The 26,353-nt window shown below is 52.4% G+C and carries 22 protein-coding genes; 21 read left to right on the forward strand and 1 reads right to left on the reverse strand.

Annotation, left to right across the window (positions count from 1 at the left end; all coding sequences use genetic code 11):
- The first annotated feature begins 35 nt into the window (after positions 1 to 35).
- The 8 genes from PXY01_RS10695 (at position 36) to PXY01_RS10730 (ending at position 9,374) form a co-directional block, all read left to right on the forward strand.
- Entirely contained in the window at positions 36 to 851 is an 816-nt protein-coding gene (locus tag PXY01_RS10695) for a cytochrome C assembly family protein (protein ID WP_127569848.1), read from the forward strand.
- A 27-nt stretch (positions 852 to 878) separates the two neighbouring features.
- Positions 879 to 1,628, forward strand: coding sequence for a precorrin-2 dehydrogenase/sirohydrochlorin ferrochelatase family protein (locus tag PXY01_RS10700; RefSeq protein WP_127569849.1), 750 nt, complete (start codon positions 879 to 881; stop codon positions 1,626 to 1,628).
- A 12-nt stretch (positions 1,629 to 1,640) separates the two neighbouring features.
- On the forward strand, positions 1,641 to 2,630 hold the full coding sequence (hemC, locus tag PXY01_RS10705) for a hydroxymethylbilane synthase (RefSeq protein ID WP_127569850.1): 990 nt from the start codon (positions 1,641 to 1,643) through the stop codon (positions 2,628 to 2,630).
- 6 nt (positions 2,631 to 2,636) lie between these two features.
- Positions 2,637 to 4,190, forward strand: coding sequence for a uroporphyrinogen-III C-methyltransferase (gene cobA / locus PXY01_RS10710; protein ID WP_127569851.1), 1,554 nt, complete (start codon positions 2,637 to 2,639; stop codon positions 4,188 to 4,190).
- Between the two features lie 78 nt (positions 4,191 to 4,268).
- Positions 4,269 to 5,261 (forward strand): porphobilinogen synthase, encoded by a 993-nt coding sequence (hemB, locus tag PXY01_RS10715; protein WP_127569852.1) that lies wholly within the window; start codon positions 4,269 to 4,271, stop codon positions 5,259 to 5,261.
- 31 nt (positions 5,262 to 5,292) lie between these two features.
- Positions 5,293 to 6,603 (forward strand): glutamate-1-semialdehyde 2,1-aminomutase, encoded by a 1,311-nt coding sequence (gene hemL / locus PXY01_RS10720; protein WP_127569853.1) that lies wholly within the window; start codon positions 5,293 to 5,295, stop codon positions 6,601 to 6,603.
- Between the two features lie 5 nt (positions 6,604 to 6,608).
- Complete coding sequence (locus PXY01_RS10725; RefSeq protein WP_127569854.1) at positions 6,609 to 7,592, forward strand: RluA family pseudouridine synthase; 984 nt, start codon at positions 6,609 to 6,611, stop codon at positions 7,590 to 7,592.
- 216 nt (positions 7,593 to 7,808) lie between these two features.
- A complete protein-coding gene (locus PXY01_RS10730) occupies positions 7,809 to 9,374 on the forward strand; it encodes a LysM peptidoglycan-binding domain-containing protein (protein WP_127569855.1) in 1,566 nt (521 codons plus the stop codon).
- Positions 9,375 to 9,458: 84 nt separating this feature from the next.
- On the opposite strand, the gene PXY01_RS10735 is transcribed toward PXY01_RS10730, so the two are convergent.
- A complete protein-coding gene (locus tag PXY01_RS10735; protein ID WP_127569856.1) occupies positions 9,459 to 9,794 on the reverse strand; it encodes a hypothetical protein in 336 nt (111 codons plus the stop codon).
- A gap of 505 nt (positions 9,795 to 10,299) precedes the next feature.
- Between PXY01_RS10735 and PXY01_RS10740 the strand changes: the two genes are divergently transcribed.
- From PXY01_RS10740 to PXY01_RS10800, 13 genes are all read left to right on the forward strand, one after another.
- Positions 10,300 to 12,294, forward strand: coding sequence for an endonuclease MutS2 (locus tag PXY01_RS10740; protein WP_246027869.1), 1,995 nt, complete (start codon positions 10,300 to 10,302; stop codon positions 12,292 to 12,294).
- Between the two features lie 422 nt (positions 12,295 to 12,716).
- A complete protein-coding gene (locus PXY01_RS10745) occupies positions 12,717 to 15,377 on the forward strand; it encodes a valine--tRNA ligase (protein ID WP_127569857.1) in 2,661 nt (886 codons plus the stop codon).
- Between the two features lie 27 nt (positions 15,378 to 15,404).
- Positions 15,405 to 16,793, forward strand: coding sequence for a bifunctional folylpolyglutamate synthase/dihydrofolate synthase (locus tag PXY01_RS10750; RefSeq protein WP_127569858.1), 1,389 nt, complete (start codon positions 15,405 to 15,407; stop codon positions 16,791 to 16,793).
- Between the two features lie 7 nt (positions 16,794 to 16,800).
- Positions 16,801 to 18,186: a UDP-N-acetylmuramate--L-alanine ligase gene (gene murC / locus PXY01_RS10755; RefSeq protein ID WP_127569859.1), complete on the forward strand. Its 1,386-nt coding sequence runs from the start codon at positions 16,801 to 16,803 to the stop codon at positions 18,184 to 18,186.
- Between the two features lie 229 nt (positions 18,187 to 18,415).
- Positions 18,416 to 19,561, forward strand: a complete 1,146-nt coding sequence (locus tag PXY01_RS10760; protein ID WP_164744379.1) for a copper amine oxidase N-terminal domain-containing protein — start codon at positions 18,416 to 18,418, stop codon at positions 19,559 to 19,561.
- A gap of 219 nt (positions 19,562 to 19,780) precedes the next feature.
- Positions 19,781 to 21,358, forward strand: coding sequence for an SPOR domain-containing protein (locus tag PXY01_RS10765; RefSeq protein ID WP_127569861.1), 1,578 nt, complete (start codon positions 19,781 to 19,783; stop codon positions 21,356 to 21,358).
- A 61-nt stretch (positions 21,359 to 21,419) separates the two neighbouring features.
- Positions 21,420 to 21,662, forward strand: a complete 243-nt coding sequence (locus PXY01_RS10770; protein ID WP_127569862.1) for a DUF4321 domain-containing protein — start codon at positions 21,420 to 21,422, stop codon at positions 21,660 to 21,662.
- Between the two features lie 52 nt (positions 21,663 to 21,714).
- Complete coding sequence (locus PXY01_RS10775; RefSeq protein ID WP_246027870.1) at positions 21,715 to 22,350, forward strand: Maf family protein; 636 nt, start codon at positions 21,715 to 21,717, stop codon at positions 22,348 to 22,350.
- 45 nt (positions 22,351 to 22,395) lie between these two features.
- A complete protein-coding gene (gene radC, locus PXY01_RS10780) occupies positions 22,396 to 23,085 on the forward strand; it encodes a RadC family protein (protein WP_127569863.1) in 690 nt (229 codons plus the stop codon).
- A gap of 47 nt (positions 23,086 to 23,132) precedes the next feature.
- On the forward strand, positions 23,133 to 24,164 hold the full coding sequence (locus tag PXY01_RS10785) for a rod shape-determining protein (protein WP_127569864.1): 1,032 nt from the start codon (positions 23,133 to 23,135) through the stop codon (positions 24,162 to 24,164).
- Positions 24,165 to 24,207: 43 nt separating this feature from the next.
- Positions 24,208 to 25,092: a rod shape-determining protein MreC gene (gene mreC / locus PXY01_RS10790; protein ID WP_127569865.1), complete on the forward strand. Its 885-nt coding sequence runs from the start codon at positions 24,208 to 24,210 to the stop codon at positions 25,090 to 25,092.
- Positions 25,089 to 25,619, forward strand: a complete 531-nt coding sequence (mreD, locus tag PXY01_RS10795; protein WP_127569866.1) for a rod shape-determining protein MreD — start codon at positions 25,089 to 25,091, stop codon at positions 25,617 to 25,619. The genes mreC and mreD overlap by 4 nt, the downstream gene beginning before the upstream one ends.
- A gap of 26 nt (positions 25,620 to 25,645) precedes the next feature.
- Positions 25,646 to 26,350, forward strand: a complete 705-nt coding sequence (locus PXY01_RS10800) for a septum site-determining protein MinC (RefSeq protein ID WP_127569867.1) — start codon at positions 25,646 to 25,648, stop codon at positions 26,348 to 26,350.
- The last annotated feature ends 3 nt before the right edge of the window (positions 26,351 to 26,353 follow it).

Raw genomic sequence — 26,353 nt, forward strand, 5'->3', positions numbered from 1 at the left:
TGCTGTTCGTGTGGTGTCGGAGGATGGGGGCGCTTATGATTACATCAAATTGGTTTTATGATGCGATGCTGTATGTGTATGCCCTGAGCCTTCTGTTTTATTTCTCCGATTTCGTTGATGCGAATCGGAGTGCCAAACGGATTGGAGCAGGGCTGCTTGTGTTTGTATGGGCACTGCAATCCGGTTATCTTGTATACCGGCTTATGTCGCATCTGGATGTCGCCGTTTATATTTCGGGGTTTGAATATTGGTTTGCTTTTTCATGGCTGCTCGTCACCACCTCACTTGTCATCAGCCGGTTTTTCCGGATCGAATATATGGTGTTTATCGTTAATCTAATCGGTTTTGCGGTACTGACCGTTCTACTGCTCGTCAACCCTGAACCGGAACTACCGATACAACCATACGATGCAGCCAAAGATTTGCTTGTTATGCATGTCAGCCTGATGACTTGCTCATTCGCGGCGTTGACCATTTCGGCCGTATTCGCGGGAATGTACATGTTCCTGCATCGTAAGCTGAAGAAGAAAAGCTGGACCAAACCGGTTCGCAGGCTGCCGAGTCTGGAATTGATCGATCTGTACTCCTTTCGTCTCACCTCGGCTGGCGCGCCTCTGCTGGCTATGTCACTTTCTGTTGCGATCGCTTCGATCGTAGTGGAGGAACGATGGAGTTATTTTTATGATTGGAAGGTTGTAGGCTCGCTTATCGCGTTGATATTGTACGGAGTCTACTTACTTCGGAGAAAGCTGAAGGGACAAGTCGGCTTCGACGCTGCCCGTCTCAATCTTCTTTCGTTCGGCGTTCTTATTCTGAACGTGCTGCTGAACCCGATTTCAAATTTTCATTAAGCGATAATAGCCGGAGGGAGAGGACCGATGTCTAGCCACGTAAACGGATGGTATCCGGTTATGCTTCGCCTTGCAGGCAAACGTTGCATCGTAGTCGGAGGCGGACCGGTCGCTGAGCGCAAGGTGTTATCGCTTCTGGAAGCGGGAGCGGACGAAATTGTTGTGATTAGTGACCAGATGACGGAATCTCTGGAACGATGGGGGGAGGAAGGCGGCATTCGCCTTATACATCGCCTTTATAGGGAAGGAGATTTGGCGGGTAGTTCTCTTGTGATTGCGGCAACGAACGACCCGGCAGTGAATACAGCCATTGCGGCAGAGGCCGAGCGGCTCCGAATTTGGGTGAACATAGCATCTGATGGCGAATCGGGAACAATGATTACGCCTGCCGTCGTTCGAAAAGGCGAGCTTATTGTCGCTTTGTCGACCGGAGGGGCTAGTCCTGCGCTTGCTGCGAAGCTGAGGACGGAGCTGGAGCAGCTGCTCGGAGACGATTATGAGCCAAGACTGCGAGCACTTCGTATGCTGCGGGAGCGACTGTTGGGAATGAGAAGGTACGGATACAGTGGCGAGGTTGGCAATCCGCCGTTCGATGACTCAGCGATGAGGCGCAAGCTTTTGCGCGCCGCGGCCGAAGATGAGCTCGGCTGGCGGACTGTAGCAGCGCTGCTGCCGGATTCATTATACAATGAGGAACAATCTGAAATTAATTATACGATAGAGCTGTGTGAGGAGCTTGATCGCTGGATCGAGCGCCTGAAGACGCAGCAAACATAGGAGGGACAGCCGGTGGCTGCAGCGAACCATACGCCAGGAGGCAATCGGGTAATTCGAGTAGGTACTAGACAAAGCGCTCTTGCATTGACACAGACGGGGCAAGTCATCGATCAGTTGAAGAAATTGAGCGATCAGCACGGGCTGGGCTATTCATTCGAGACCGTCAAAATTGTGACCAAAGGCGACCGTATTCTGGACGTTACGCTGTCGAAGGTTGGAGGCAAAGGGCTGTTCGTGAAAGAAATCGAGCAGGCGCTTCTAGACGGCGAGATCGATATGGCCGTACATAGTATGAAGGATATGCCGTTCGAGCTGCCTGACGGTTTAATGAACGGTTCGGTTCCGAAGCGGGTAGATCCGCGTGATGCGATCATTACGTCAACTGGCGAAGGCCTCGATTCGCTTCCTGAAGGCGCGAAGGTCGGAACAAGCAGCCTTCGCCGTGCGTGCCAGCTCAAGCATTGCAGACCGGACCTTGAGCTCGTCTCCATTCGCGGCAATATCGATTCCCGTCTTCGCAAGCTGGAGACGGAAGGCTTCGATGCGATCGTGCTTGCGGCAGCCGGCTTGTCAAGGATGGGTTGGGAGTCGCGTATTACGGAGTCGCTCCCAATTGAGCTATGTGTGCCAGCTGTCGGCCAAGGCGCTCTAGGTATCGAATGTCGGGAATCGGACAAGGAAGTACGCGAGCTGCTGTCTTTGCTGAACGATCCGGTTAGCGATCTGGCAGTGCGGGCGGAACGGAGCTTCCTCGGCGCGCTCAATGGCGGCTGTCAGATTCCGATTGGTGCGCATGCTGTCGTCAAGCTAAGCAAGGATGCTTCAGAAGGCTCGCTTGAAGGAGCGGTCATCGAGCTCGTCGGCATTGTCGGTTCGCCAGACGGCCGTATATTACTGAAAGAGATCGGCAAGGGAACCGATCCGGAATCGCTGGGTCAAGATGTTGCGGCAGCGCTTCGGGCTAACGGCGCAGAGGACATTTTGGCTCAGGTTAGGGGTTGAGGCTGTATGCTGGGGAAAGTTTATTTAGTTGGGGCAGGACCGGGCAATCCGAAGCTGATTACGGTGCGCGGATTGGAATGCTTGAAGAAGGCGGACGTCGTCGTGTATGACAGGCTGGCAAGTCCGCGGCTGTTGGCGTATGTAAGACCGGATGCGGAGCGGGTATACGTCGGCAAGCTGCCAGATCGGCACACGATGAAGCAGGAGGAAATTAATCAGCTGCTTGTCGATCTAGCTCTGCAGGGTAAAGTTGTAACTCGTCTTAAGGGCGGAGATCCGACGATATTCGGCCGTGTGGGTGAAGAGGCGGAGCTGCTTGTGCAGCATGGCATCGAGTTCGAGATTGTCCCGGGCATTACGTCTGCTATTGCTGTTCCAGCTTATGCGGGCATACCGGTTACTCACCGTGACCTCGCGTCCTCACTGTCGATTGTAACAGGCCATGAAAGTCCAGAGAAGCTCGACGTGTCGATTCATTGGGATAAAGTAACGAATGCGACGGGAACGCTCATTTTTCTTATGGGTGTTGCCAAAATTAAGTATATTAGCGAACAGCTTATGCATCACGGCAAATCGCCATCGACGCCTGTCGCGCTTATACGATGGGGAACGCGTGTCGAGCAGGAGACGCTAGTCGGCACGCTTGAGAACATTGCGGAGAAAGTAGCGGCAGCGAATTTCCAGCCTCCAGCTGTTATCGTTGTTGGCGAAGTCGTAGGCCAGCGTGATACGCTCCGTTGGTTCGAGAAGAAGCCGTTATTCGGCACCCGTGTCCTAGTTACGCGCGCACGTGCGCAGGCGAGCGAGCTTGTTCGGCTTATTGAGGAGCTGGGCGGCGAGCCGTGCGAGTATCCGGTCATCGAGACGAAGGACGTATCGGAGCCGGAGAAGATCGCTGCGGTCGAGCAGGCCTTTGGAGAAGCGAGTACGTTCGATTGGCTTATTTTTACGAGCGTGAACGGCGTCGAATCGTTCGTCCGCTGGCTTCGCCGTACAGGAACCGATATTCGCCGCTTCACGAAGGCACGCATTGCCGCAGTTGGACCGAAGACAGCTAAAGCACTGCAGGAGCGGGGGCTTACCGTAGAGGAGCTGCCGGCGCAGTTCCGTCAGGAAGGACTGCTTGAGCGTCTTGAGGGAGAACTGGTGCAAGGTCAGCGTGCACTGCTTGTTAGAGGCGATCTGGCGCGGGAATGGCTGCCGCGCGAGCTGAGAAGCCGCGGAATGGATGCGGTGGAGCTGGATGTATATGAAACGGTGATTGCGGAGCATCAGGACGAAATGGTGCTTGAGCTGCTGCAGGAAGGCGCAGTTCATGTGGTCACGTTCACCAGCTCTTCGACGGTTACGAATCTGCTTGAGCTGCTGCGGCGCAGCGGAATCGAGCAGCCCCAGCAGCTGCTTGCCAAGACGCAAATTGCCAGCATTGGACCGATAACATCAGCAACAGCACAAGAAGCTGGGCTTCACGTATCGATTGAGCCGGAGGAAGCGACGATCGAGTCGCTTGTAGCTGCCATTGCGGCACATCGCTTGGCACAGCGTTCGACTGAGCAGTAAAGAATGAGTTAAACGGTGGATTTATCGCCATTATATATTTATTGTAATAAATAATAGAGCTGCAGGAGGATGACAATCATGAGCTTTCCAACTGTTAGACACCGCCGCCTGCGCGCCTCGGCTTCTCTGCGGAGCATGGTGCGTGAGACGGTGCTGTCTGTGAACGATTTTATTTATCCGGTTTATGTGGTGCACGGAACGAACATTAAGCAAGAAATTCGCTCTATGCCTGGTGTGTATCATTTCTCGCTTGATCTATTGGAGCAGGAGATTCGTGAAATTGTCGCATTGGGTATCAAATCGGTTATTCTTTTCGGCATTCCATCAAGTAAGGATGCGGTAGGCTCTTCTGCGTACGATGCGAATGGCATCGTTCAGCAAGCTACTCGCCTAATTAAGCAGTGGGCGCCGGAGCTTGTTGTCGTCGCGGATACGTGCCTATGCCAATTCACCGACCACGGTCATTGTGGCATCGTGCATCAGCATGAGGTGACAGGCGTTGCAGAGGTCGACAACGATGAATCGCTGAAGCTGCTCGTGAAGACGGCCGTATCGCAAGCAGAAGCGGGAGCAGATATTATTGCTCCTTCCAATATGATGGACGGCTTCGTCACGGCCATTCGCGAAGGATTGGACGCGGCCGGCTTTACGAATGTGCCGATCATGTCCTATTCCGTTAAATATGCTTCCGCATATTACGGACCTTTCCGCGAGGCGGCTCATTCTGCGCCGCAGTTCGGGGATCGTAAGACGTATCAAATGGACCCGGCTAATGCGCGTGAAGCACTTCGCGAGGCTGAGTCGGACGTGCTGGAAGGAGCAGACTTCCTAATGGTCAAGCCTGCACTGTCCTACCTCGACATCATTCGGACGTTGAAGGATCAATTCGACCTTCCGCTTGTAGCCTACAACGTCAGCGGCGAATATGCGATGGTGAAGGCTGCTGCTGCTAATGGCTGGATCGACGAGCGTCTTATTACGCTGGAGACATTGACGGGTATAAAACGGGCGGGAGCGGACTTGATCATAACCTATCATGCGAAAGATGCCGCTCGTTGGCTGCAGGACTAGTGAACATATAGGATTGAAGGAGACGGTTACGATGAGCTCAACGATTGATCCAAGCCGTAAGCGCCGCGACGAGCGGTCGAAGGCTGCATTCGAGCAAGCGAAGCAATACATTCCCGGCGGCGTGAATAGTCCGGTTCGTGCGTTTAAATCGGTAGGGCTGACGCCAGCATATATGGAGCGCGGGAGCGGTTCCCGTGTGTACGATATTGACGGCAACAGCTACATCGATTATGTCGCTTCATGGGGACCTCTCATTATGGGACATGCCCACCCTGAGGTGATCGAAGCGATCAAACGGACGGCTGAGAAAGGGACGAGCTTCGGTGCTCCGACCGAGCTAGAGACGCTGATGGCGCAGCTTGTCTGCGAACGGGTGCCTTCTGCTGATATTGTGCGTATGGTTAACTCAGGTACGGAAGCGACGATGAGCGCATTACGCTTGGCTCGCGGGTATACGAAGCGCAGCAAAATTTTGAAGTTCGAAGGCTCGTATCATGGTCATGCGGATAGCCTGCTGATCAAAGCCGGGTCCGGCGTTGCAACGCTCGGTCTGCCGGACAGCCCGGGTGTGCCGGAAAGCATCGCTTCCCATACGATTACGGTGCCTTATAACGATATCGAGTCGGTTAAGCTTGCGTTTGAGAAATTCGGCGAGCAAATTGCGTGCGTGATCGTTGAGCCGGTAGCCGGCAATATGGGGGTTGTGCCGCCGCTGCCAGGCTTCCTGCAAGGACTGCGCGATATTACGACGCAATATGGCAGCTTGTTGATATTCGACGAGGTAATGACAGGCTTCCGGGTTAATTATCATTGTGCACAAGGGCTGTTCGGGATTACGCCGGATCTGACTTGCCTTGGCAAAGTAATCGGAGGCGGCCTGCCGGTCGGCGCCTACGCGGGCAGACGCGATCTGATGGAGCAAATTGCTCCTGCAGGCCCGATCTATCAGGCGGGTACGTTGTCGGGTAACCCGCTTGCGATGGTAGCGGGTTATACGACGCTGAAGCTGTTGACGCCGGAGGTGTACGAGCGGCTGGAGCAGCTGTCGGCACGTCTGCAGCGCGGCTTCGAGGCGAACGCGGCGAAGCATGGCATTCCGTCCACGATCAACCGCGTTGGTTCGATGGTGTGTCCATTCTTTACAGACACTCACGTTATTAACTTTGAGACGGCGAAGACGTCGAACCTGGACTACTTCCGTTCGTATTTCGCTTCGATGCTCGATTTGGGCGTCAGCGTAGCTCCTTCCCAATATGAGGGAATGTTCGTATCCGGCGTTCATACGGAAGAGGATATTGATTTGACCATTCAGGCGCATGATATTGCGCTGTCCCGCCTATAGAGCGCATGGATGGCGGACGATTCGATTGGCAGACCGGAGCTGGAAGGGATGGGCATCTGCTCGTTCTACATCGGGAAGGATATGTGGCCGGTGCTGACGCTGCCGATTGGCCGCAGCCGGATACTCATCCGCATGCCGTCCGTCAGTGGCTTATTGCTAAGAACTGGTTTCCTGTTAAGTGGGTGAATCTGCTATTCTCCGTCGGCGGCATTCGAATGGATGGTGACCGGATTACACTCGCAGCGTTCCGGCAAGTAGGGCTGTCTGATGACCCGTTGTACCGGTTAGCCTCGCTGCCGCCGACGTCGACGGATCGAACCGATGAAGCAGCAGTGCTATTCGAGGACGATCATGTTCTCGTCATGAATAAGCCTGCAGGTATGGCCGTACATCCTTCCCGTCAGGGCGAACGCGGTACGCTTGATGAAGCGGCTGCACGCCATATGCTGATGTCTGGTGACCCGCTGCCAATACGACATATTCACCGACTCGATAATGAGACATCAGGACCGGTGCTGTACAGCAAGAATGATCTCGCTCAGCATAGGCTGGACGAAGCGATGAGGGTCAAATCGATTGACCGTATCTATGCGGCATTCGTGCATGGGAAGCTGAGGAAGAGTAGCGGAATGATCGACGCGCCGATTGGACGAGATCGTCATCATACATCTCGGCGGCGTGTCGTGCAAAGCGGCGATCCAGCTTGCACCCATTACGAGGTGCTGGAGCAGTTTCGGGATTCTGCACTTGTCAGGCTGAAGCTGGAGACGGGACGGACGCATCAAATACGAGTACATATGAGCTATATCGGTCATCCGCTGATTGGTGATTCGCTCTATGGAGGCAAGACGCAGTGGCTGGCTCATCAAGCGCTGCACGGTGAGCGTCTGCTCTTTCCCCATCCGCTGCATGGCGAGAAGATGGAGACGGTATCGCCTTATCCGGCCTGGTTCAAACGGCTATACGAGATTATGTCCGGTGCCAAATGATAACTGTAACCATATATATCATAGAGGGTGAACAAAGTGCTGTTGTAAGCCAGCCTTTGTTCACCCTTTTCTTGTATGACGGCTTGCTGAAAGTATAGTCCCGATCCTCGGCCAGCCTCGTGAATTTCATAGTCATGCTATATCCCGCCTTGCCATATGATAGGTATTGAATGATATGATAGCCCAAGCTTGCATGGCGGAAGGGAGGATTGGAGCGTGCCGGATCAATCGAACGGATTGCGCTTTGATGTGTATGAACGGGTGCACTTACCCGATGACGTCGCTGCAATAGAGGAGCTTGAAGAGATTGAGCTTGTGCCTCGTATTCAAGTCGTCCAGCAGGGGGAGCAGGCGCTGCTCGAGGGTCAGCTGCTGCTGTCTGGCGTATACCGGTCGCAGCATGATTTGCAGCAGCCGCAAAATTTAGAGCACTGGATTCCGGTTGAAATTACGCTGCCCATGAATCGGGTGCACAGTCTGGATGATATTTCGGTAGAAATTGATCATTTCGATGTCGACCTTTTATCATCTCGTACGCTTAATATTACAGGCATATTATCGCTGCACGGCATTCAGGCAGACCAGCAGGAGGCACAGAACCAAGCATGGCAGGAGGAGCCGATTACCGTTGTACATCGGCGGGAGTCTGCACAGCCCGCCGAACCGCAGCCCGAACAGGCATTCCGTGAGTTAACGGAGACGGCTCGGCAGGATGGGTACGGACAGGCTCAGCATCGAGCGGAGGAAGCAGCACCACAGTCGGTACAACAACAATCAGTCCAACAGCCAGCTCCACTGCATCGGCAGGAGGAGGCACCTCTGCCTTGGGGACAGCCATTTTCATTCCAGCCGCCTCCACAAGAGCCAGTCCAGCCATACCCGTTTGCGTTTGAATCGGGACAGGCGGAGCTTCAACAGCAGGCTCCCATCTGGAACAGTGCAGGTCAGCCTATTCGGAGCGAGAGTGAGGAGCAGCCGCAGGAGAGAGAGTCTCATCCTCCTGTAATCAACTGGTCTGCATTTGCCAACCAGCAGCCAATTGAGCAGCCGCCCGAGATAGCAAACGCACAGGGACGGCCGGAGGAGCAGCTAGGTGACTTGCTGGATCAGACCCCTCAGCAGTTGGAACCATCGGTATATTCGTCCTCGGAAGAACGGAGTGCACTGGGACAATTCGGCGACATTTCTTCGCATTCGCGAACCGATGCGTCGTCGTTACAGGAGGAGAAAGAGGATTCGAGTGCTTCTGCTCTCTCTTTCGCTTCACCAAGCATTCAGCCGCATTCTGAGCCGAATCAGCAAGCTCAAGCAGCTGCTGTATCGTCAAGCGTTACGCCGCTCACTCAGCAGCCTACCGCTGCTTCGGTAGAAGCAAGACAACAGCAGGAGAATGAGCCGGAACGGAAAGAACCGCGTGTTGCATTTGGACGTAAGCGTACGGAGGAGGAGGAGTCTGAGGGAGAGAATGTCGGTCTCCGTACACTGCTGGCCTCCTCGCGCCGGGAACAGGAATCGCGTGAGACAGCGGAATCAGCCCAACAACAGCCCGTGAAAGAAGCTTCCCGCGTGACAACGGGGGATGAGATCGAATGGAAGACGCTGTTCCTTGGCAAGCTGGCGGATGAGCAGGCGTTCCGGAGAGTTCGGATGTGCATCGTCCAGCGCGAAGAGACATTGGATGACATCGCTGCCCGATATGGCAAAAATTCTAGAGAGCTGTCGCTATACAATCGGCTGCAAGATCAAGCGTTAGTCGAAGGTCAGGTGCTGTATATTCCATAAGTGAGTATGAACGGACAAAGGCGCTGCAAGCTTCAATCAAGGAGAGCTTGCAGCGCCTTTGTGATTGCAGTATGTCTATCATAATTAATGCGATGATTTAATCTGCTTCATAATAGCAATCCGTCGTTGCTTCAACTCATGCATCGCTTGGCGCAGCTTCGTGAACTGCTTTTCGTCAGGCGATTGCGTTCGCATCACATCGAACAGCGCCAGCATTTCACGGTTTATCCATTCGAACTCCATCCATAACTGAAGCTTGACTGCTTGGTTGTTCAGTTCTGCTGCATAGTCGTCCTTATTCGCTAAGGAGGCCAAAATTTGCAGCTGCCACTCCTGGTCACCGATTCTGACAGCGTAATTATACAAATCGAGATGATCGTTTACCCATGTCTCCAATTGCTGGTGGATCGTGCTGTTCATGTGCATCACCTGATCGATGGATTTATACCAAGTATTATACTTGGTTTTGGAGGAAAGGCAATAGTGAACCTGTATTAGCTATTCAAACTGTATGAAGTTAGCCTTCTTGACAGACGAAAATAGATTTAGATATGATAAGGGGGAAGTTACCTTATATGGCAGGGGAAATTTTAATGATTACCGGTGTTCTTAACTAATAATTGGATATGGCGATAACCGAATGAATTTCGTCAGCTTCTGAAAAAACTTTCAATCCGAAGGTTATTTTTGTGCTGCGTTCCGTTCAATCGGGATTCCCACCAATAAAGTTAAGAACATGAGAGATTTCCACCTGAACGTTAGCTTTCCGGTTGGTCTGAATCGCCGTGCTCTGACAGCACGGCTTTTGTTGTTGGATTGGACCATGAAGATCTATATCGGGAGAGCTATATTCGCAGGGACGGAAGCGATTACTCGCGTTCTGTCCTGTTTTTTTTTGTGCCTATAATCGAAAATGGAGGTAAACATGATGGTTGCGAATGAATCTACGATACGAATGCTAGAGCTGGATAAAATGCTGGCTGCCGCCGCCGAGTACACGGTATCGCCTGCAGGAAGGCGTCTTGCGGAGAAGCATAAGCCGAGCGCAGATGAGCGGCAGGTGGCGGCATGGCTGGAGGAAACGGAGGAAGCGGCGGCGTTGCTTGCTGCTGGCGCCAGCATTCCTTTGTCAGCCATGGAAGGGATCGATATTATTGTTGCACTGCTGGGCAAAGGAAAAGTGTACTCGGTGTCGGAGCTGCACCAATTGAACGTTTGGTTAACATCCATTGGACAGTTAAAGAAATATATGGACAGCAAACGGCAGATAGCAGCTAGAATTGCATCCTATGCCGATTCGATGAGCGATTGCCCGGAGCTGCGCAAGGAGTTAGATCGCTGCTTGCGCGGCGGTGCTCTGACGGACGAAGCGAGTCCGGAGCTGGGACGTATTCGTCGCCAGTTGTATACAATTGAAGCGAAAATCGAGAAGAAGCTGGAGCAGTCGATGAATAAGTACAAAAGCGCACTGCAGGAAGCGATTATTAGTAAACGGCGCGGTCATTATGTCATTGCGGTCAAGCGGGATTTGCGCAAGCAGGTGCCTGGCACGGTATGGGATGAATCAGCAAGCGGCCAAACGTTGTTCGTCGAGCCGGCTGATATCGCTTCGCTGCAGATAGAGTGGGATAGCTGGAAAGCGGATGAGGAGCGGGAATGCTACGCGATTCAGGCGCGGCTGTCTGGGATGGCGGGAGAACGCGCAGCCGAGCTGATTTGGAACGTTGAAGCGATGGCGGCGTTTGATTTCATTACGGCAAGAGGTAAGCTGTCCCGCTCATACGATGGTCGACGGCCGGTCATGAGTCGAACGCCTGTCATACGGCTCGTGAACGCCCGCCATCCGCTGATTGATAGGCGGCAGTGCGTACCGCTTAATGCGGAGCTTGGCGGCGCATGGAAGCAGCTAATTGTAACTGGGCCGAATACGGGCGGCAAGACCGTAGTGCTGAAGACGTTCGGACTGCTCGTCCTACTGCATCAATGCGGATTTCTGATTCCGGCTGCTGCGACAAGCGAACTTGGCATTTTTCAACAAGTAATGGCGGATTTGGGCGATGGGCAAAATTTAGAGCAGTCTCTAAGCACATTCTCCGCGCATATGACGAATGTAGCATCGATGGTAAATGCGGCGGGAGAACGTTCTCTGCTGCTTCTCGATGAGCTGGCGGCGGGAACCGATCCCGGGGAAGGCATTGCCCTATCTGTTGCCGTACTAGAGCATTTAATGCAGAAGCGTTCGCTCGTAGCGGCTACGACTCATTTCAATGAGATTAAGAAGTATGCTTCGGAAACTGAAGGATGCATGAATGCCAGCATGACGTTCGACCGCGAGACATTGAAGCCTCTTCACCGGCTAGTGATAGGGGAAGCGGGAGAAAGCCGGGCTTTTGCCGTCGCTCGAAGGTTCGGCCTGCCGGAATCGATTGTTGCCCGCGCGGAGGCTATCGTGTTGCAGCCGGCGGCAGCTGCAGCCAGCCAGTTGGGCCGAATCGAAAGTGGTAGAACTTCACTCTTGAATGCTAGTGATGCTGCAAAGCGGCAGAAGAAGCCGAGCAGAAGCGAACATTCTGAATCCACAGTGAATAAGGATGCGGGAAAGCCGAACAATGGGGAGAAGCATCGTCAGCCATTACGTACAGGCGACTGCGTATGGATTCACCCATTAAGACGAACGGGCATTGTATATAAGGAAGCAGACGAACGCGGTAGCGTAATCGTACAGGTGGAGCAGCGAAAAATAGCATTCAATCATAAGAGGCTTGCGCCATATATTGACCGAACAAAGCTCTACCCGGGTGAAGATTATGATATGAGCATCGTATTTGATTCCAAGGATAATAGGAAGAAGCGGCATTTGATGAACCGCAAGCATGTCGATGGACTCGAGATTGTAACGGACTCGACTCCAGGCGAATAGCCCGTATCGTTGACTTGTATCGTGAAGAGCAGTATTATTACGATATACGTGTTTATTCGATTAGGTTAGCTAATACGGCGGGCCTGCTGTCGGATGACCTATTATATTGGCAACAACGAAGAAAGGGAAACGCAGCATTCGTGCCTTCAGAGAGCGGAGCCGTTACGCTGAGAGGAGCCGCAGGATTGTCGGTGCCGCGTGTCGCCCTGGAGTTGCCCGGACTGAAGTGACTTTGCCGATTGACGGAAGGTCAGGCAGTAGGTCCGGCCGGTTACAGCCGTTATCTGTTTAAGTGCCATGCGGCATACAGGCTTCTATGCGTATGTTCGTCATGGAATGAAGGTGGTACCACGGAAGCTAGAACCTTTCGTCCTTTGCGGCGGAAGGTTTTTTTATTTTTTAGCCTATGGAGGTAATGAAACATGTCTGATAATCAGTCGACAATCTCGATGCCGACGACATACGATCCGAAAGCAGCGGAGCAAAAGTGGTACGATTACTGGATGAAAGGAAATTACTTTCAAGCGGGTAAACGTCCTGACGCGCCGAAATATACGATTGTGATCCCGCCCCCGAACGTGACGGGCATGCTCCATATCGGTCATGCGCTCGACTTCACGCTGCAGGACATTATGACCCGCACGAAACGGATGCAAGGCTATGATGCGCTGTGGCTGCCGGGCAGTGACCATGCTGGTATCGCAACGCAGACGAAGGTAGAGCAGAAGCTTCGTGAGCAAGGGCTGTCTCGTTACGACCTTGGCCGCGAGAAGTTTCTGGAGAAAGTATGGGAATGGAAAGAAACGTATAATAATACGATTCGAGAGCAGTGGGCGAAGATGGGCTTCGGCCTCGATTATTCCCGCGAGCGGTTCACGCTGGACGAAGGGCTGTCCAAGGCGGTTCGCCAAGTATTCGTCAGCCTGTACGAGAAGGGCTTAATTTACCGCGGCAAAAAAATTATTAACTGGGACCCGGCGGCCCGTACGGCACTGTCCGATATCGAGGTGGAGTACAAGGAAGTAACGGGTGCTCTTTACCATCTGCAATATCCGCTCGCGGATGGCAGCGGACATATTACGGTTGCGACGACGCGTCCGGAGACGATGCTCGGCGATACGGCTGTTGCGGTTCATCCAGAGGATGAGCGTTATAAGCACCTTATTGGAAAAATGCTGCGTCTTCCGATCGTTGACCGCGAAATTCCGATTGTTGCAGACGAGTATGTAGAAAAGGATTTCGGCTCCGGTGCCGTTAAAATAACGCCAGCGCATGATCCGAACGACTTCGAGGTCGGTCTGCGCCATGATCTGCCGCAAATTACGGTAATGGACGAAAGCGGCAAAATGAATGAGCATGCCGGTCCTTATCAAGGTCTCGACCGTGCGGAATGCCGTAAAGCGATTGTGAAGGACCTTCAAGAGCAAGGCGTCTGCATCCGGATCGAGGAGCATGTTCACCAAGTCGGTCACTCCGAGCGTAGCGGCGCTGTCGTTGAGCCTTACTTGTCGACGCAGTGGTTCGTCTCGATGAAGCCGCTGGCTGAGCGCGCGATCGAAGCGCAGAAGAATGGCAAGGGCGTTAACTTTGTACCGGATCGGTTCGAGCGTACGTATCTGCAGTGGATCGAGAACGTTCGCGACTGGTGTATTTCCCGTCAGCTGTGGTGGGGCCATCGTATACCGGCTTGGTACAATGACAAGACGGGAGAGACGTTCGTTGGAATCGAGGCGCCAGCAGGTGCTGACCAAGAAGGATCGCCTTGGCGTCAGGATGAGGACGTGCTCGATACGTGGTTCAGCTCGGCGCTGTGGCCGTTCTCTACGCTCGGCTGGCCGGATGAGAACAGTGAAGACTTCAAACGCTACTATCCAACCGATCTGCTCGTAACGGGCTACGATATTATTTATTTCTGGGTTGCTCGAATGATCTTCACAGCGCTTGAGTTCACAGACCAAATTCCGTTCAAGGATGTGCTAATGCACGGTCTCGTGCGTGACGAGAACAACCAGAAGATGTCTAAGTCGCTCGGCAATGGCGTCGATCCGCTCGACGTTATCGAGAAATATGGCGCCGACGCGATGCGGTTCATGCTGTCGACGAATAATACGCCAGGCCAAGACTTACGCTTCCGCTGGGAGAAGGTTGAGCAGGCGCGTAACTTTGCGAACAAGATTTGGAACGCTTCGCGCTTTGCGCTTATGAATCTCTCCGGCGTTACCGCTGCCGACATCGACATTACCGTACCACTTGGCACGGCAGACCGTTGGATTCTGCATCGCTTGAATGAAACAGCTCGCGATGTGACGCGTCTTATCGACAGCTATGATTTCGGCGAAACCGGCCGCTTGCTGTATAACTTTATTTGGGACGATCTGTGCGACTGGTATATCGAGTTCGCGAAGCTGAATCTGTACGGTACCGATCCTGCAGCTAAGAAAGCGACGCAATCGGTGCTTGCTTATGTGCTTGACCGGACGCAGCGGCTCATTCATCCGTTCATGCCGTTTATTAGTGAAGAGATCTGGCAACACTTGCCGCATGAGGGTGAGACGATTACGCTTGCCGAATGGCCGGTGTTCGATCCAGCACTTGAGTCGCCGGAAGCGGTGCGGGAGATGGAGCTGCTGATGGATCTAATCCGTGCGGTTCGCAACATCCGTGCTGAAGTGAACGTGCCAATGAGCAAAAAAATTGAGCTGATTATTAAACCTTCCGGAGAATCCGAGCTTGCTATCGTAGAGCGGAACCGCGATTTCGTGGAACGCTTCTGCGGAACGTCAAGCCTTGAGGTATCGATTGAGGCTGCTTCGCCAGATAAAGCGATGTCGGCTATCGTAACGGGGGCAGAGCTGTTCTTCCCGCTCGCCGGATTAATCGATATTGCTCAAGAAATTGTGCGTCTGGAGAAGGAGCTGAAGACGCTCAACAGCGAGGTGGAGCGTATCGAGAAGAAGCTGAGCAACGAAGGCTTCGTATCGAAGGCGCCAGCGAAGGTCATCGAAGAAGAAAAAGCGAAAATGGCAGATTACGCCGGCAAACGCGACAAAGTGCTTGCTCGGATCGCGGAGCTGCGCGGGTAATCAGCGGACGGAAGGTAGTGAAACAGCATGAGTGATTTTCAGTCGGAGGCGTCAGCGGCGGGCAGCGCCGCTTCGCTCCGTACATACAAAGAAGCTGCGGATTGGATTAACGGATTAATTCCGTTCGGCATCCGGCCGGGCTTGGAGCGGATGAAGCTGCTGATGGAACGGATGGGTCACCCGGAGCGGCGGCTGCGTTTCATTCACGTTGCGGGCACGAACGGTAAAGGCTCGACCTGTGCTTATTTAACATCAGTGCTAATGGCGTGCGGATATGACGTGGGAACATTCACGTCTCCTTACATTACGAAGTTTACGAACCGATTCCAATACAACGGGGAAGATATTCCGGAAGAGACGCTGCTAGAGCTTGCGAACATGCTGAAGCCGCATGTTGAGGAGCTGGCGGCAACGGAGCTTGGTTCACCGACGATGTTTGAGGTATCGACGGCGATAGCGATCTTGTACTTCGCTAAGAAGACTTTCCCGGATTATGTCGTATGGGAAACGGGACTTGGCGGACGGATGGACGTGACGAATATCGTCGCGCCGGCCATCTCGCTCATTACGAATGTCGGTCATGACCATATGGATATTTTGGGCGATACGATTGAAGCGGTGGCGCGGGAGAAAGCAGGCATTATTAAGCCCGGCGTTCCTGTCGTCAGTACGGCAGCTCAGCCGGAGGTCATTCAGATCTTGAAGGAGAAGGCAGCTGATTCGAAGAGCACGCTGTATCAGCTCGGTGAGCAGTTCCATTATGATACATTGTCAGTGCAGGAGGAGCTGCAGAGCTTCAGCTTCCACGGTCCGTTCCGCTCGATCGAGCTTCTCGAGATTACGCTCAGCGGTGTGCATCAGCAGACGAATGCGGCGCTGGCTGTGATGGCGCTTGAGGTGCTCCGCCAGTACAATGCGCTCATTCTGGAGGACGAGGATTTAATTCGCGGCCTTCGGGCAGCAGCATGGCCAGGCCGGCTGGAGATGGTATCGCACAAGCCGCGGATTTTACTGGATGGTGCACACAATCCGGAAGGGGCAGCAGCGCTTGCTTCCACATTGAAAACTACGTATACGTATAATCGGGCTCATGTCTTGATGGGAATGTTGGAGAATAAGAATCACCGTGAGACTCTTCGGCATATACTGCCAATAGCGGATACGTTGATCGTGACCGAGCCTGATTTTCGTAAAAGAATGAGTGCGGAATCTCTCGCCTCTATTGCTGCCGAGCTTGCGTCAGAATTGGGCTTGAAGGTTAATGTAATTGTTGAGCCCGATTGGCGTAAGGCGCTTGATCAATTAGAGCAGACGATAGAGGATGGAGATCTCGGCGTTGTGACGGGGACCTTGTACCTTATTTCCGACGCGCGCTCTAAGTTGCTTCATATCATGGATTCTGAAAAAGGTTGGTGAACCGTCTTTGAATACGGCAGAACATGTGCATTTTATCGGCATCGGCGGTTACGGGATGAGCGCGATTGCGCGTGTCATGCTGGAGATGGGATATAAAGTTACGGGGTCCGACGTGGTCCGGGCGGAGCTGACGGAGAAGCTGGCGCAGAAGGGCGCCGGCATCTTCATCGGTCATGAGGCCGAGCACGTGAAGGGCGCCGATTTGGTTGTGTACTCGACGGCCCTTCCGAAGGATAATGTCGAGCGCAAGGCAGCGGAGGATTTGAACATTCCGATCCTTCACCGTTCTCAGATGCTTGCTCGGCTTATGAACGCAGGCAAAGGCGTTGCCGTAGCCGGCGCGCACGGGAAGACAACGACGTCCTCGATGATTGCCCTCGTGATGGAAACGTGCGGTATCGATCCGACGTACATTATCGGCGGCGAAATCGTTAATGTTGGTACGAATGCGAAGGCAGGCAAAGGTGAGTATGTTGTAGCGGAAGCAGACGAAAGCGACGGCTCGTTCCTGCAGTATCATCCGATGATGGCGATCGTGACGAACATTGAACCGGATCATCTTGAAAATTATGACGGAGATTTCAACAAGCTGAAGAGTGCTTACGTTCGTTTTCTTCAGCAGGTGAAGCCGGGCGGCAAAGCAATCGTATGCATTGATGATGCGAATGTGCAGGAAATCTTGCCGCAGGTAGGCAGCGGCTCGCTGAAGGAAGAGCAGGTCGTGACGTATGGCATTGAGTCGGAGGCGGCACAGTTCCGTGCATCGGACATTCGCCTAGGTGACCGGAAGGTGACCTTTACGTTGAGTCGTCAAGGTGAACAGCTTGGCACGGTCGAGCTGTCTGTACCAGGCCGCCATAATGTCTATAATGCGATGGCGACGATTATTACATGTATGGAAGCAGGGCTGCCGTTCGCAACAGCAGCCGAAGCGATTCGGCAGTTCCGCGGTGCGAAGCGCCGTTTTCATGTGCTGGGTGAGAAGAATGACATTCTTATCATCGATGATTATGCGCATCATCCGACCGAGATTCAAGCAACGATCAGTGCAGCTAAGGCGACAGGCAAGCGAATTGTTGCCGTATTCCAGCCTCAGCGTTATACTCGCACGTACTTTTTGCTGGAGCAGTTCAGCTGTGCGTTCGGAGAAGCGGACGAGGTCATTATTACGGATATTTACTCCCCTGCAGGCGAGCAGCAGATTGAAGGTGTGAGCTCTCGCAACCTGGTTGAGCTGATCATAAAGAACAGCAACGAGAACACAAGCTACGTACCGACGAAGGAAGAAGTGCTGGAGCAGCTTAAATCGAAGATGAAGCCTGGTGATCTCATCATTACGATGGGAGCTGGCGACATCTGGAAGGTGGCAGCGGCGCTCGCAGAAAGTTTGTAAAACCGTTCAATGAGAGGGCGGTCTATCAGTCAGTGAATACTGACTGATAGACCGCCCTTTTGTATTAGATGGCCTTGAGCTGCAACTCACTATTGAGTGCCTATTATAAACGGGACATCAATAATTTTTAAAGAAATGAATCTTTGGCACTACTCCACACACTTCAGAACCTTACTTCCCGCGACGATATAACTATAGAATATCTACTTCTTAGTAAAGGATGGTAATCATGAGTAAAAGTATTAAGGCTTTCCTGCTTATCTGCCTTGCAGTCATGATCGTTCCGGCCTATGCGCTTGCTGCGAATGCCGCTGTAAGTGTAACGGTTGATGGCAAAACGGTGAAGTTTACGAATGCACCGGTCCGTAAAGACAAAGCGACGTTGGTGGAGGCGAAGCCACTGGCGGCGCAAATCGGCGCAACCTATGCATTCGATTCAAAATCGAATACGGCGACGCTCAAACGGGGCACGACTGTCGTGAAGCTGACGGTTGGCAGCAAATCTGCAACGGTTAACAATACGAAGAAAACGCTGCTTGCGGCGCCGTATTCCGTGAAGGGGTATATGATTGTACCGGCAGAATTTGTCGTGCAATCGTTTGGCGGGACGGCCAAATGGGATGGCAAGAGCCAGCTGGTCGTGACGTCTCCGGCTTCGGTGGAGGCAGCTAGCAAGAGGAAAGCAGCGGATGTTGTGAAGGCGTACATAACAGCGCTCTCGAATAAAGATTTAAAGTCGGTGAAAGCAACTTGGCTGCCGGCAAGCTGGAGCGCCCAAGATGAAGCTGATATGAAAGAGCAGTTCAAGGAGCAAACAGAGAAGCTGACCCTTAAATCGACGAAGATCGTTTCGTTCAAAGGAGCTTCGGTGACAATCGACGCTGTCGTTCAAGTCGATGTACAAAGCCCGTATGCTCTCGATGAGATTCATGAGCTTACATTTGTGCTGGTGAAGGATTCGGCTGGCGTATGGAAGATTAAGTCCGAAGAGTGGACGGGCGCGGATTATGATTTGCCACAGAAGTCGGCATCCGCATCGGCGGAATTCAAGACAAGCGTCAATAAATTTATTGAGCAGTATGCAGCAAATTTGAATGATGAGAATGTCGATGCGATCGCAAGCATGTTCGCGGCAGATTCCGAAAGCGCGGCTGAAGAAATCGAGTATTGGACTTATGATTTCGAGGATTACGATTCGTACTATACACCGTCCGACGTATTCTTGTTCGCGGCGGATGAGAAGAACGGAACAGCTTCAGTTCTCGTTACATTCGAAGTTGAGGATGAGGGGGAGCTGTACTCGTTTGATTCAGTTCTGTTCTTGAAGCAGGATGCCAGCGGCAATTGGGTGATTCAAGAAATTGTTGATCTGTAACTGAAGAGCTACTGGGCAGCGTTGAAGCTGCCCAGTATTTTTTTGTTTTCTATTCTCGATAATTGGGTAAAGCATGAAGTACGCTGTTGAACTTAAAGCTCACAATTTTAGGCTGACGTCATAAATCTCGCACTTCTCTCATAGATTACTAGTACAGGATGGACGAGAGCCTTCCGAGGCTGCTATTGCCTATAAGGCAAAGGTGAAGGAGAGAATGACATGAAGCGAGACCATAAGATGACGATTCGGTTTGGCGGCGCTGAGCTGATGAGGAATGGCCATAGGGCTACGGACGAGAATGGGCGGATGCATCTGGATTCGCGAGCGCTGTCGGATAGGCAATCAGAAGCTGGAATGAGGTCAAATGTGACGAGTGAAGAGCAAGAGCGTACGTTTCTTCCGCAGTCTGAAGATGAAATACAAGCTTTGGAGCGGCTTATTCGGCATGAAAGCGGGACGATTGCTGATCGGGAGCGTATGATGCCGAATAAGAGCACGGATGAGCCGGATCGGGTGCAAGCTGCGAAAGGACCGAGCGTATGGAAATTTCCTGAGCCTATTAGGCAAATAAAGGTAACAAATGTCGAAACCGAACAAAAACTATTTGCGGCTTCGAATCGTATTGAGGATGGAGATATGGTGACACAGCATTCGGCGCCATCGGTGGCGATAGGTACAGTGCCGATGTCTTCGACAGGGCTTGCGCCCGTTGTACAACTGGACAATACGGACTTGCCTCAGCAGTTCACCCCTGTGGAGGACAAGCCGTACAGCATATCGGATTGGGATTTGGGCAGCCTGGAAGGCTCACATACGAGCGGACGGGTCGGAAATCTTCCATCTATTGCAGATTACTCACGTATCCGTTCACGGGGACCATCTTGGTTGAAGGTATTTGCCTCGGTTGCGGGAGCAATTGCAACAGGGGCTTTATTCGGGTATTTAGCTCTTGCGCTGTTTGCCGGACAAGGACCGTGGTCTGGCGGAAGTAATAGCGAAAGTACAGCGGTTAATGAGACGGCTGTTATTCCTTCGCTTGATCCAGACGCCTCTTCTGGTAACAACGGAACTGCTATTGATAGCAGTGGTGTATCTGGCGGGATCGTAGATATAGGCATACCGGATAGCGGTGATTCGCCTCTTGTATCGGACGGAGCTGCCGCTGTTGCTCAGGTGAATCTTAAGGCACAGTCGTTCCATGCGCTGCAATACGGCGTTTTCAGCTCGGCGGAAGGAGCCGATATGGCGGTATCGGAGCTAGCAGATCAGGGGTTAGCCGCCTATCGTTGGGATACGGAGAACGATTTCAGAGTATATGTTGGGATGTCGAGCGACCGTGATGGAGCACTGGCTTTAAGTCAGTTGTTAAACGGAATAGAAGTATATGTGAAGGAAATCGAGCTGCCAGCTGTCCAGACGATGCCATTCTCAGGGGATGCCCAGATGCTGCAAAATTATTGGTCGGCGACGAATGAGTTAATCGAAATGCTGGATAGACTGACGCTCGGACAGCTGGAGCTAGGAACTTTGAAGCCGTTCAGCGCTGATCAAGCCTCAGCATGGAAGCAGCTGCACGAGCAGTGGTTATCAGCATCGTCAGCCGCTACGGCGAAGCTGACGAATGAGCAGAATAAGAAAGCGGCAGGGCAGCTAGCTCAGGCAATTAATACGGCTGCAGTATCACTTGCCGAGTTCGATAAAAAGCCGTCAGCGTCCCATCTGTGGAATGCGCAGTCCGCTCTTATGGCCGCCGTCTTCGCAGAAAAAGGATGGTTGGAATCGAGCGGCAGATTGTAAACAGCAGAGCTAACGCTTATAATGTCCATAGGTGTCAATTCGTGGCGAGAGGCGTTGGACGATGAAGAAGAATGGCTGGACGCTCCTTCTATTTATCGTGCTTGGGTTGTTAACAGGAGCATTAGTAACGAGATGGCTGAAGAAGGCGCCAGGCTTGTCCTTCCTGACGGATACGACGTCGGTGAATTGGTCGTCTGCGGTCAATCTTTACGTAGTGAGCTATGATATTACAATTCGGCTGGAGCTCGGCATTCTGAGCATTGCCGGACTTGTTGCAGCGATTTGGCTGTACCGCAAACTGTAACATCGACAGAAGCTGTGCTGGCTTCTGATTATAGAAAGGAAGTGCCACCACGGTGAAGGCAACTAGATTTCAATCCGAACTGAATAGAATAGGCCAACTCGTGCTGGCCTCATCGTCTCCGCGCCGGCAGGAACTGGTCGCATCTCTCGACCTTTCCTTGCCGGTTCGTATTTTGTCGACGAATGCGGATGAAACGGCAGAGCCTTCATGGTCGCCTTCCGAGATCGTGGAGCAGCTTGCGCTGCGTAAAGCAGAGGCGGCCTGCGAGCAGCTTGGCCAAGAGGGGGAGCAAATCCCATCTCTCATTATTGGCGCTGACACAATTGTCGTGCTGGAGGGCGAAGTGCTGGGAAAGCCTGCAGACAAGCAGGATGCAGTAGCTACGCTGCTGCGGCTGCAAGGACGTGAGCATGAGGTATATACCGGAGTATGCTGCTTATCGTCCGTGAATAGTGTTCGCGATGTAAGACACAGCCGAACACGAGTATGGATGAAGCCGCTGCAGCTTGATCAGATTGAACGCTACGTCGCAACCGGCGAGCCGATGGACAAGGCAGGCAGTTATGCTATTCAAGGGCTCGGCGCAGTCAATATTGAGCGGATCGACGGTTGTTACTTCAACGTCGTCGGACTGCCGTTGCCGTTGTTATCCGATATGCTTGGTGATTTCGGCATCAACGTTTATTAATAATAAGAACGGTTTATTTATTTGGATCGGGAGGTTACTTGGGACATGGAATCGAAAGCGCATTTGATGCGCGATGTCCCCCGTGAAGAACGTCCAAGAGAACGCATGATGGCACATGGGGCGGAAGCGCTTAGTCACGCTGAACTGCTTGCAATACTGCTCAGAACCGGTACCCAGCGGGAATCGGTCGTCGAGCTGGCGGCCAGCATTCTGCAAGAATGCGGCGGACTTCGTTATTTGGCCGATATGAGCGTTGAGCAATTGATGGCTGTTCGTGGCGTAGGTCCAGCCAAAGCGCTGCAATTAAAAGCGGGCATTGAGCTGGGCAGACGGATGGCTGCGGCCCGTTTCGGCGATCGTCCTGTCATTAAGCGGCCGCAGGATGCGGCCGATCTTGTTATGGACGAGCTCCGTTACCAGACCGTTGAGCATTTTATGTGCCTGTTTCTAAATACGAAAAATCATGTCGTTGCGCGCGAGACGCTGTCGGTCGGAACGCTGAACGCCTCTCTTGTTCATCCACGGGAAGTGTTCCGCGTGGCGATTAAGCGCAGCAGTGCATCTATTATATGTGCCCATAATCATCCTAGCGGCGATCCGACTCCGAGTCCGGAAGACATTGCGCTTACCCAGAGGCTTCGTGAAGCGGGAGCCTTGATCGGTATCGAAGTGTTAGATCATATTATTATCGGAGATGGAAAGTTTGTTAGTTTGAAGGAGCGGGGACTGTTGTAATATAATAATAAGGATTGTCGTCAAGAAGAGAAGGGAGCTTTACACACATGTTTGGAGGAGCAAAAGATTTGGGCATCGACCTTGGGACGGCGAATACCCTAGTCTATGTAAGAGGTAAAGGAATTGTCGTCAGGGAGCCGTCCGTGGTAGCCCTGCGTACCGATACGAAGACAATTACAGCGGTAGGCGAGCAGGCGAAGAAGATGATCGGAAGAACGCCAGGCAACATTCGGGCGATTCGTCCGATGAAGGACGGGGTTATCGCCGATTTCGAGACTACCGCTACGATGATTAAATATTTTATTCGTCAAGCGCAGAAGCAGCGCGCGCTGTTCCCACGCCATCCGAACGTGATGGTGTGCGTTCCGTCTGGAATTACGGCGGTTGAGAAACGAGCTGTTGAAGATGCTACGAAGCAGGCGGGCGCGCGTGAGGCGTTTACAATTGAAGAGCCGTTCGCAGCGGCGATCGGCGCGGATTTGCCAGTATGGGAACCGACGGGAAGCATGGTTGTCGATATTGGCGGCGGCACGACAGAAGTGGCTGTCATTTCGCTGGGCGGCATCGTAACGAGCCGCTCGATCCGTGTAGCGGGTGACGAAATGGATGAGGCAATTATCCAATATATCAAACGCGTCTACAATTTAATGATTGGTGAGCGTACTGCGGAACAGCTGAAGATGGAGATCGGTTCCGCACTTCCACTCGACAAAAGCGAGGCGATTGAGATTCGCGGCCGCGATCTCGTATCGGGACTGCCGAAGACGCTCTCCATTACGTCTGATGAGATGACGGATGCGCTGACGGATACCGTGAACTCCATCGTCGAAGCGGTTAAGATTACGCTGGAGAAATGTCCGCCAGAGCTGTCTGCCGATATTATGGACCGCGGCATCGTTCTGACGGGCGGCGGCGCCCTGCTGCGTAGTCTCGATAAGCTGCTGTCGCGCGAGACGGGAATGCCGGTCATCGTCGCTGACAATCCGCTTGATTGCGTAGCAATAGGAACGGGCCGTGCGCTTGATAACATTCACCTGTTCAAGAACAACCGGTCGGCTTCGCCGCGGTCGAGACGATAAGATTTAGGCTAGCATTACATCATAGAGAGTATAACGATGGGCGGTGATTGAACTGTTTAATCTGATGAGAAACAAGCGGCTGTTCGTCCTCATGATCGGATTAATTTTGTTCATCGCAGCGCTCGGATTCTCGCTTCGCGACCGACAATTGTCGGCGCCTGAGAAATTTGTCAATGATTCCGTCGCCTACGTACAACAATGGTTTTACAAGCCCGCTGGCTATATAGCGGGCTTGTTTGAGGATATTGGCAACATCCGATCTCTGCAGAAAGAGAATGAACAGCTCCGAACGACGGCGGCGGCATATGCGCGAGACAAGATCAAATATAACATCATTGAGAAAAGAGTCGAGGATTTAGAGAACAAGCTTAAGTTTACGGAGCGTCAGCGCAGCTTGAACAACTATGAATATTTGATCGCGCAAGTCATTTCGGTGAGCCCTGATCCTTATAATTCGACAATTAAGATCGATCTCGGATCGGAGAACGGCATTAAGGAAAATATGGCTGTTGTCTCGGATGACGGGCTGGTTGGCATTGTCACCAAAGTTTCTGCCTTCTCCTCGAACGTTGAGCCGATTACTTCACTGGATGAGAAGTCGCCGAATTCTAAATCGATCTCGGTCACAGTACTTGGCCGAGAGAATGAATCGTTCGGCATCATTGGTACATTCGACCATAATAAAGGCCGGTTCGTGATGAACCGTATTCCAGAGAACGATCCGATGATTGTCGGAGATACGGTCATTACTTCAGGACTTGGCCGTGTTTTCCCGAGAGGACTCGTCGTTGGGACAGTAGAGACGACCCCACAGGCGGACGATTTCGGATTGACTAAGGTCGCTTCCGTGAAGCCGCTCGCAGATTTTAACCGCTTGACCGAGGTCTTCGTTGTGAAGATGGCAGAGACGGGAGAAGAAACGCCATGACGGCCGGTCGTTTGATCATCGTTATGTTCCTTTTATTTATTGTAGAGGGGACGCTTGTTCCCTGGTTTATACCGGAATCGTTAGCAGGCAGAATCATCCCTCATTTCACATTCGTATTCGTTTTGTACACAGCGCTGTATTCTGGTCGTCATAAGGCCTTATTATTCGGATTGAGCTTTGGCTTGCTGCAGGATGTCGTCTATTTTGGCAACTTGTTAGGCGTGAACTCTTTTGCAATGGGGCTTCTCGGCTATTTGGCCGGCCTTCTGCTTGATAAGAGGCGGGTAACCATGTTGAACGCACTCTCCGTCATCATATTGGCGTGTATGACGTATGAATCAATTCTATATGCGGTCTATCGCGTATTCCGCTTTACTCGTGAGACCTATTCATACGCGTTTGTTGATCATATGGTGCCTAGTACGTTTTTGCAGCTTGGGTTCGCGCTCGCGGTTTACGTTCCAGTAAGGAAATGGATGGAGAACGCAGTCCGGCCAGTGCACAGTCCAGAAAATGAAGAAGAATAATCGAATGGTTCGGCAGGATTCGGGGCATGTCGAAAAGAAGGAATAGATCATGGGAGGGACGTGCGTTGACCGAGAAACAACATATTATTATAAAAGGCGTCAAAGAAGGTCTCGTGTTCCTTCTCGATGATCGCTGCGAATTTTCGGCATTGCTCGATGAACTACAATATAAGATTGAGAAGACCCATCAGCAGCTGTTGACAGGTCCGCTCATTCACGTTCATGTCAAGCTAGGCAATCGGATAACGACAGAGGATGAGAAGGAACAAATCAGGTCGGTGCTCCGCCAGCGCGGCAATTTGATTGTCCAATCGATTCAGAGTGAGGCGGAGCTTAAGCCTCAGACGGACGGACAAGGACAGCAATTGAAAGTGATGACAGGAATTATTCGGTCCGGCCAAGTCGTAACGCATGATGGAAGCTTGCTGCTTCTCGGCGATTTGCATCCTGGCGGATCGATTATTTGCACAGGCGATATTTATGTCATGGGTAATTTGGCAGGGATGGCTCATGCCGGATCGGAAGGGAATACGGATGCGATTATTGCTGCGTCCCTTCTCCGGCCCACGCAGCTTCGAATTGCTGAAGTGATCAGCCGTCCTCCAGAGGAATGGATGACGGGGGATGCTGCTATGGAATATGCCTTTCTGAACGAGGGAGTTATGCAGGTCGATAAGACGACTCAGCTGTTCCGGATGCGTAAAGAACCGCTTGTGTATAAAGGAGTGTAGAAG

This window comes from Paenibacillus xylaniclasticus (assembly GCF_004001065.1).
Lineage (GTDB): Bacteria > Bacillota > Bacilli > Paenibacillales > Paenibacillaceae > Paenibacillus_T > Paenibacillus_T xylaniclasticus.

Excerpts from the sequence above, each read along its gene's own strand:
- PXY01_RS10750 (WP_127569858.1), top strand. The coding sequence starts at position 15,405 with ATGAGTGATTTTCAGTCGGAGGCGTCAGCGGCGGGCAGCGCCGCTTCG.
- PXY01_RS10785 (WP_127569864.1), top strand. The coding sequence starts at position 23,133 with ATGTTTGGAGGAGCAAAAGATTTGGGCATCGACCTTGGGACGGCGAAT.
- radC (WP_127569863.1), top strand. The coding sequence starts at position 22,396 with ATGGAATCGAAAGCGCATTTGATGCGCGATGTCCCCCGTGAAGAACGT.
- PXY01_RS10700 (WP_127569849.1), top strand. The coding sequence starts at position 879 with ATGTCTAGCCACGTAAACGGATGGTATCCGGTTATGCTTCGCCTTGCA.
- PXY01_RS10745 (WP_127569857.1), top strand. The coding sequence starts at position 12,717 with ATGTCTGATAATCAGTCGACAATCTCGATGCCGACGACATACGATCCG.
- PXY01_RS10740 (WP_246027869.1), top strand. The coding sequence starts at position 10,300 with ATGATGGTTGCGAATGAATCTACGATACGAATGCTAGAGCTGGATAAA.
- mreD (WP_127569866.1), top strand. The coding sequence starts at position 25,089 with ATGACGGCCGGTCGTTTGATCATCGTTATGTTCCTTTTATTTATTGTA.
- PXY01_RS10765 (WP_127569861.1), top strand. The coding sequence starts at position 19,781 with ATGAAGCGAGACCATAAGATGACGATTCGGTTTGGCGGCGCTGAGCTG.
- cobA (WP_127569851.1), top strand. The coding sequence starts at position 2,637 with ATGCTGGGGAAAGTTTATTTAGTTGGGGCAGGACCGGGCAATCCGAAG.
- PXY01_RS10770 (WP_127569862.1), top strand. The coding sequence starts at position 21,420 with ATGAAGAAGAATGGCTGGACGCTCCTTCTATTTATCGTGCTTGGGTTG.
- PXY01_RS10800 (WP_127569867.1), top strand. The coding sequence starts at position 25,646 with ATGTCGAAAAGAAGGAATAGATCATGGGAGGGACGTGCGTTGACCGAG.
- PXY01_RS10760 (WP_164744379.1), top strand. The coding sequence starts at position 18,416 with ATGAGTAAAAGTATTAAGGCTTTCCTGCTTATCTGCCTTGCAGTCATG.
- PXY01_RS10725 (WP_127569854.1), top strand. The coding sequence starts at position 6,609 with ATGGATGGCGGACGATTCGATTGGCAGACCGGAGCTGGAAGGGATGGG.
- hemL (WP_127569853.1), top strand. The coding sequence starts at position 5,293 with ATGAGCTCAACGATTGATCCAAGCCGTAAGCGCCGCGACGAGCGGTCG.
- PXY01_RS10735 (WP_127569856.1), bottom strand. The coding sequence starts at position 9,794 with ATGAACAGCACGATCCACCAGCAATTGGAGACATGGGTAAACGATCAT.
- PXY01_RS10695 (WP_127569848.1), top strand. The coding sequence starts at position 36 with ATGATTACATCAAATTGGTTTTATGATGCGATGCTGTATGTGTATGCC.
- hemB (WP_127569852.1), top strand. The coding sequence starts at position 4,269 with ATGAGCTTTCCAACTGTTAGACACCGCCGCCTGCGCGCCTCGGCTTCT.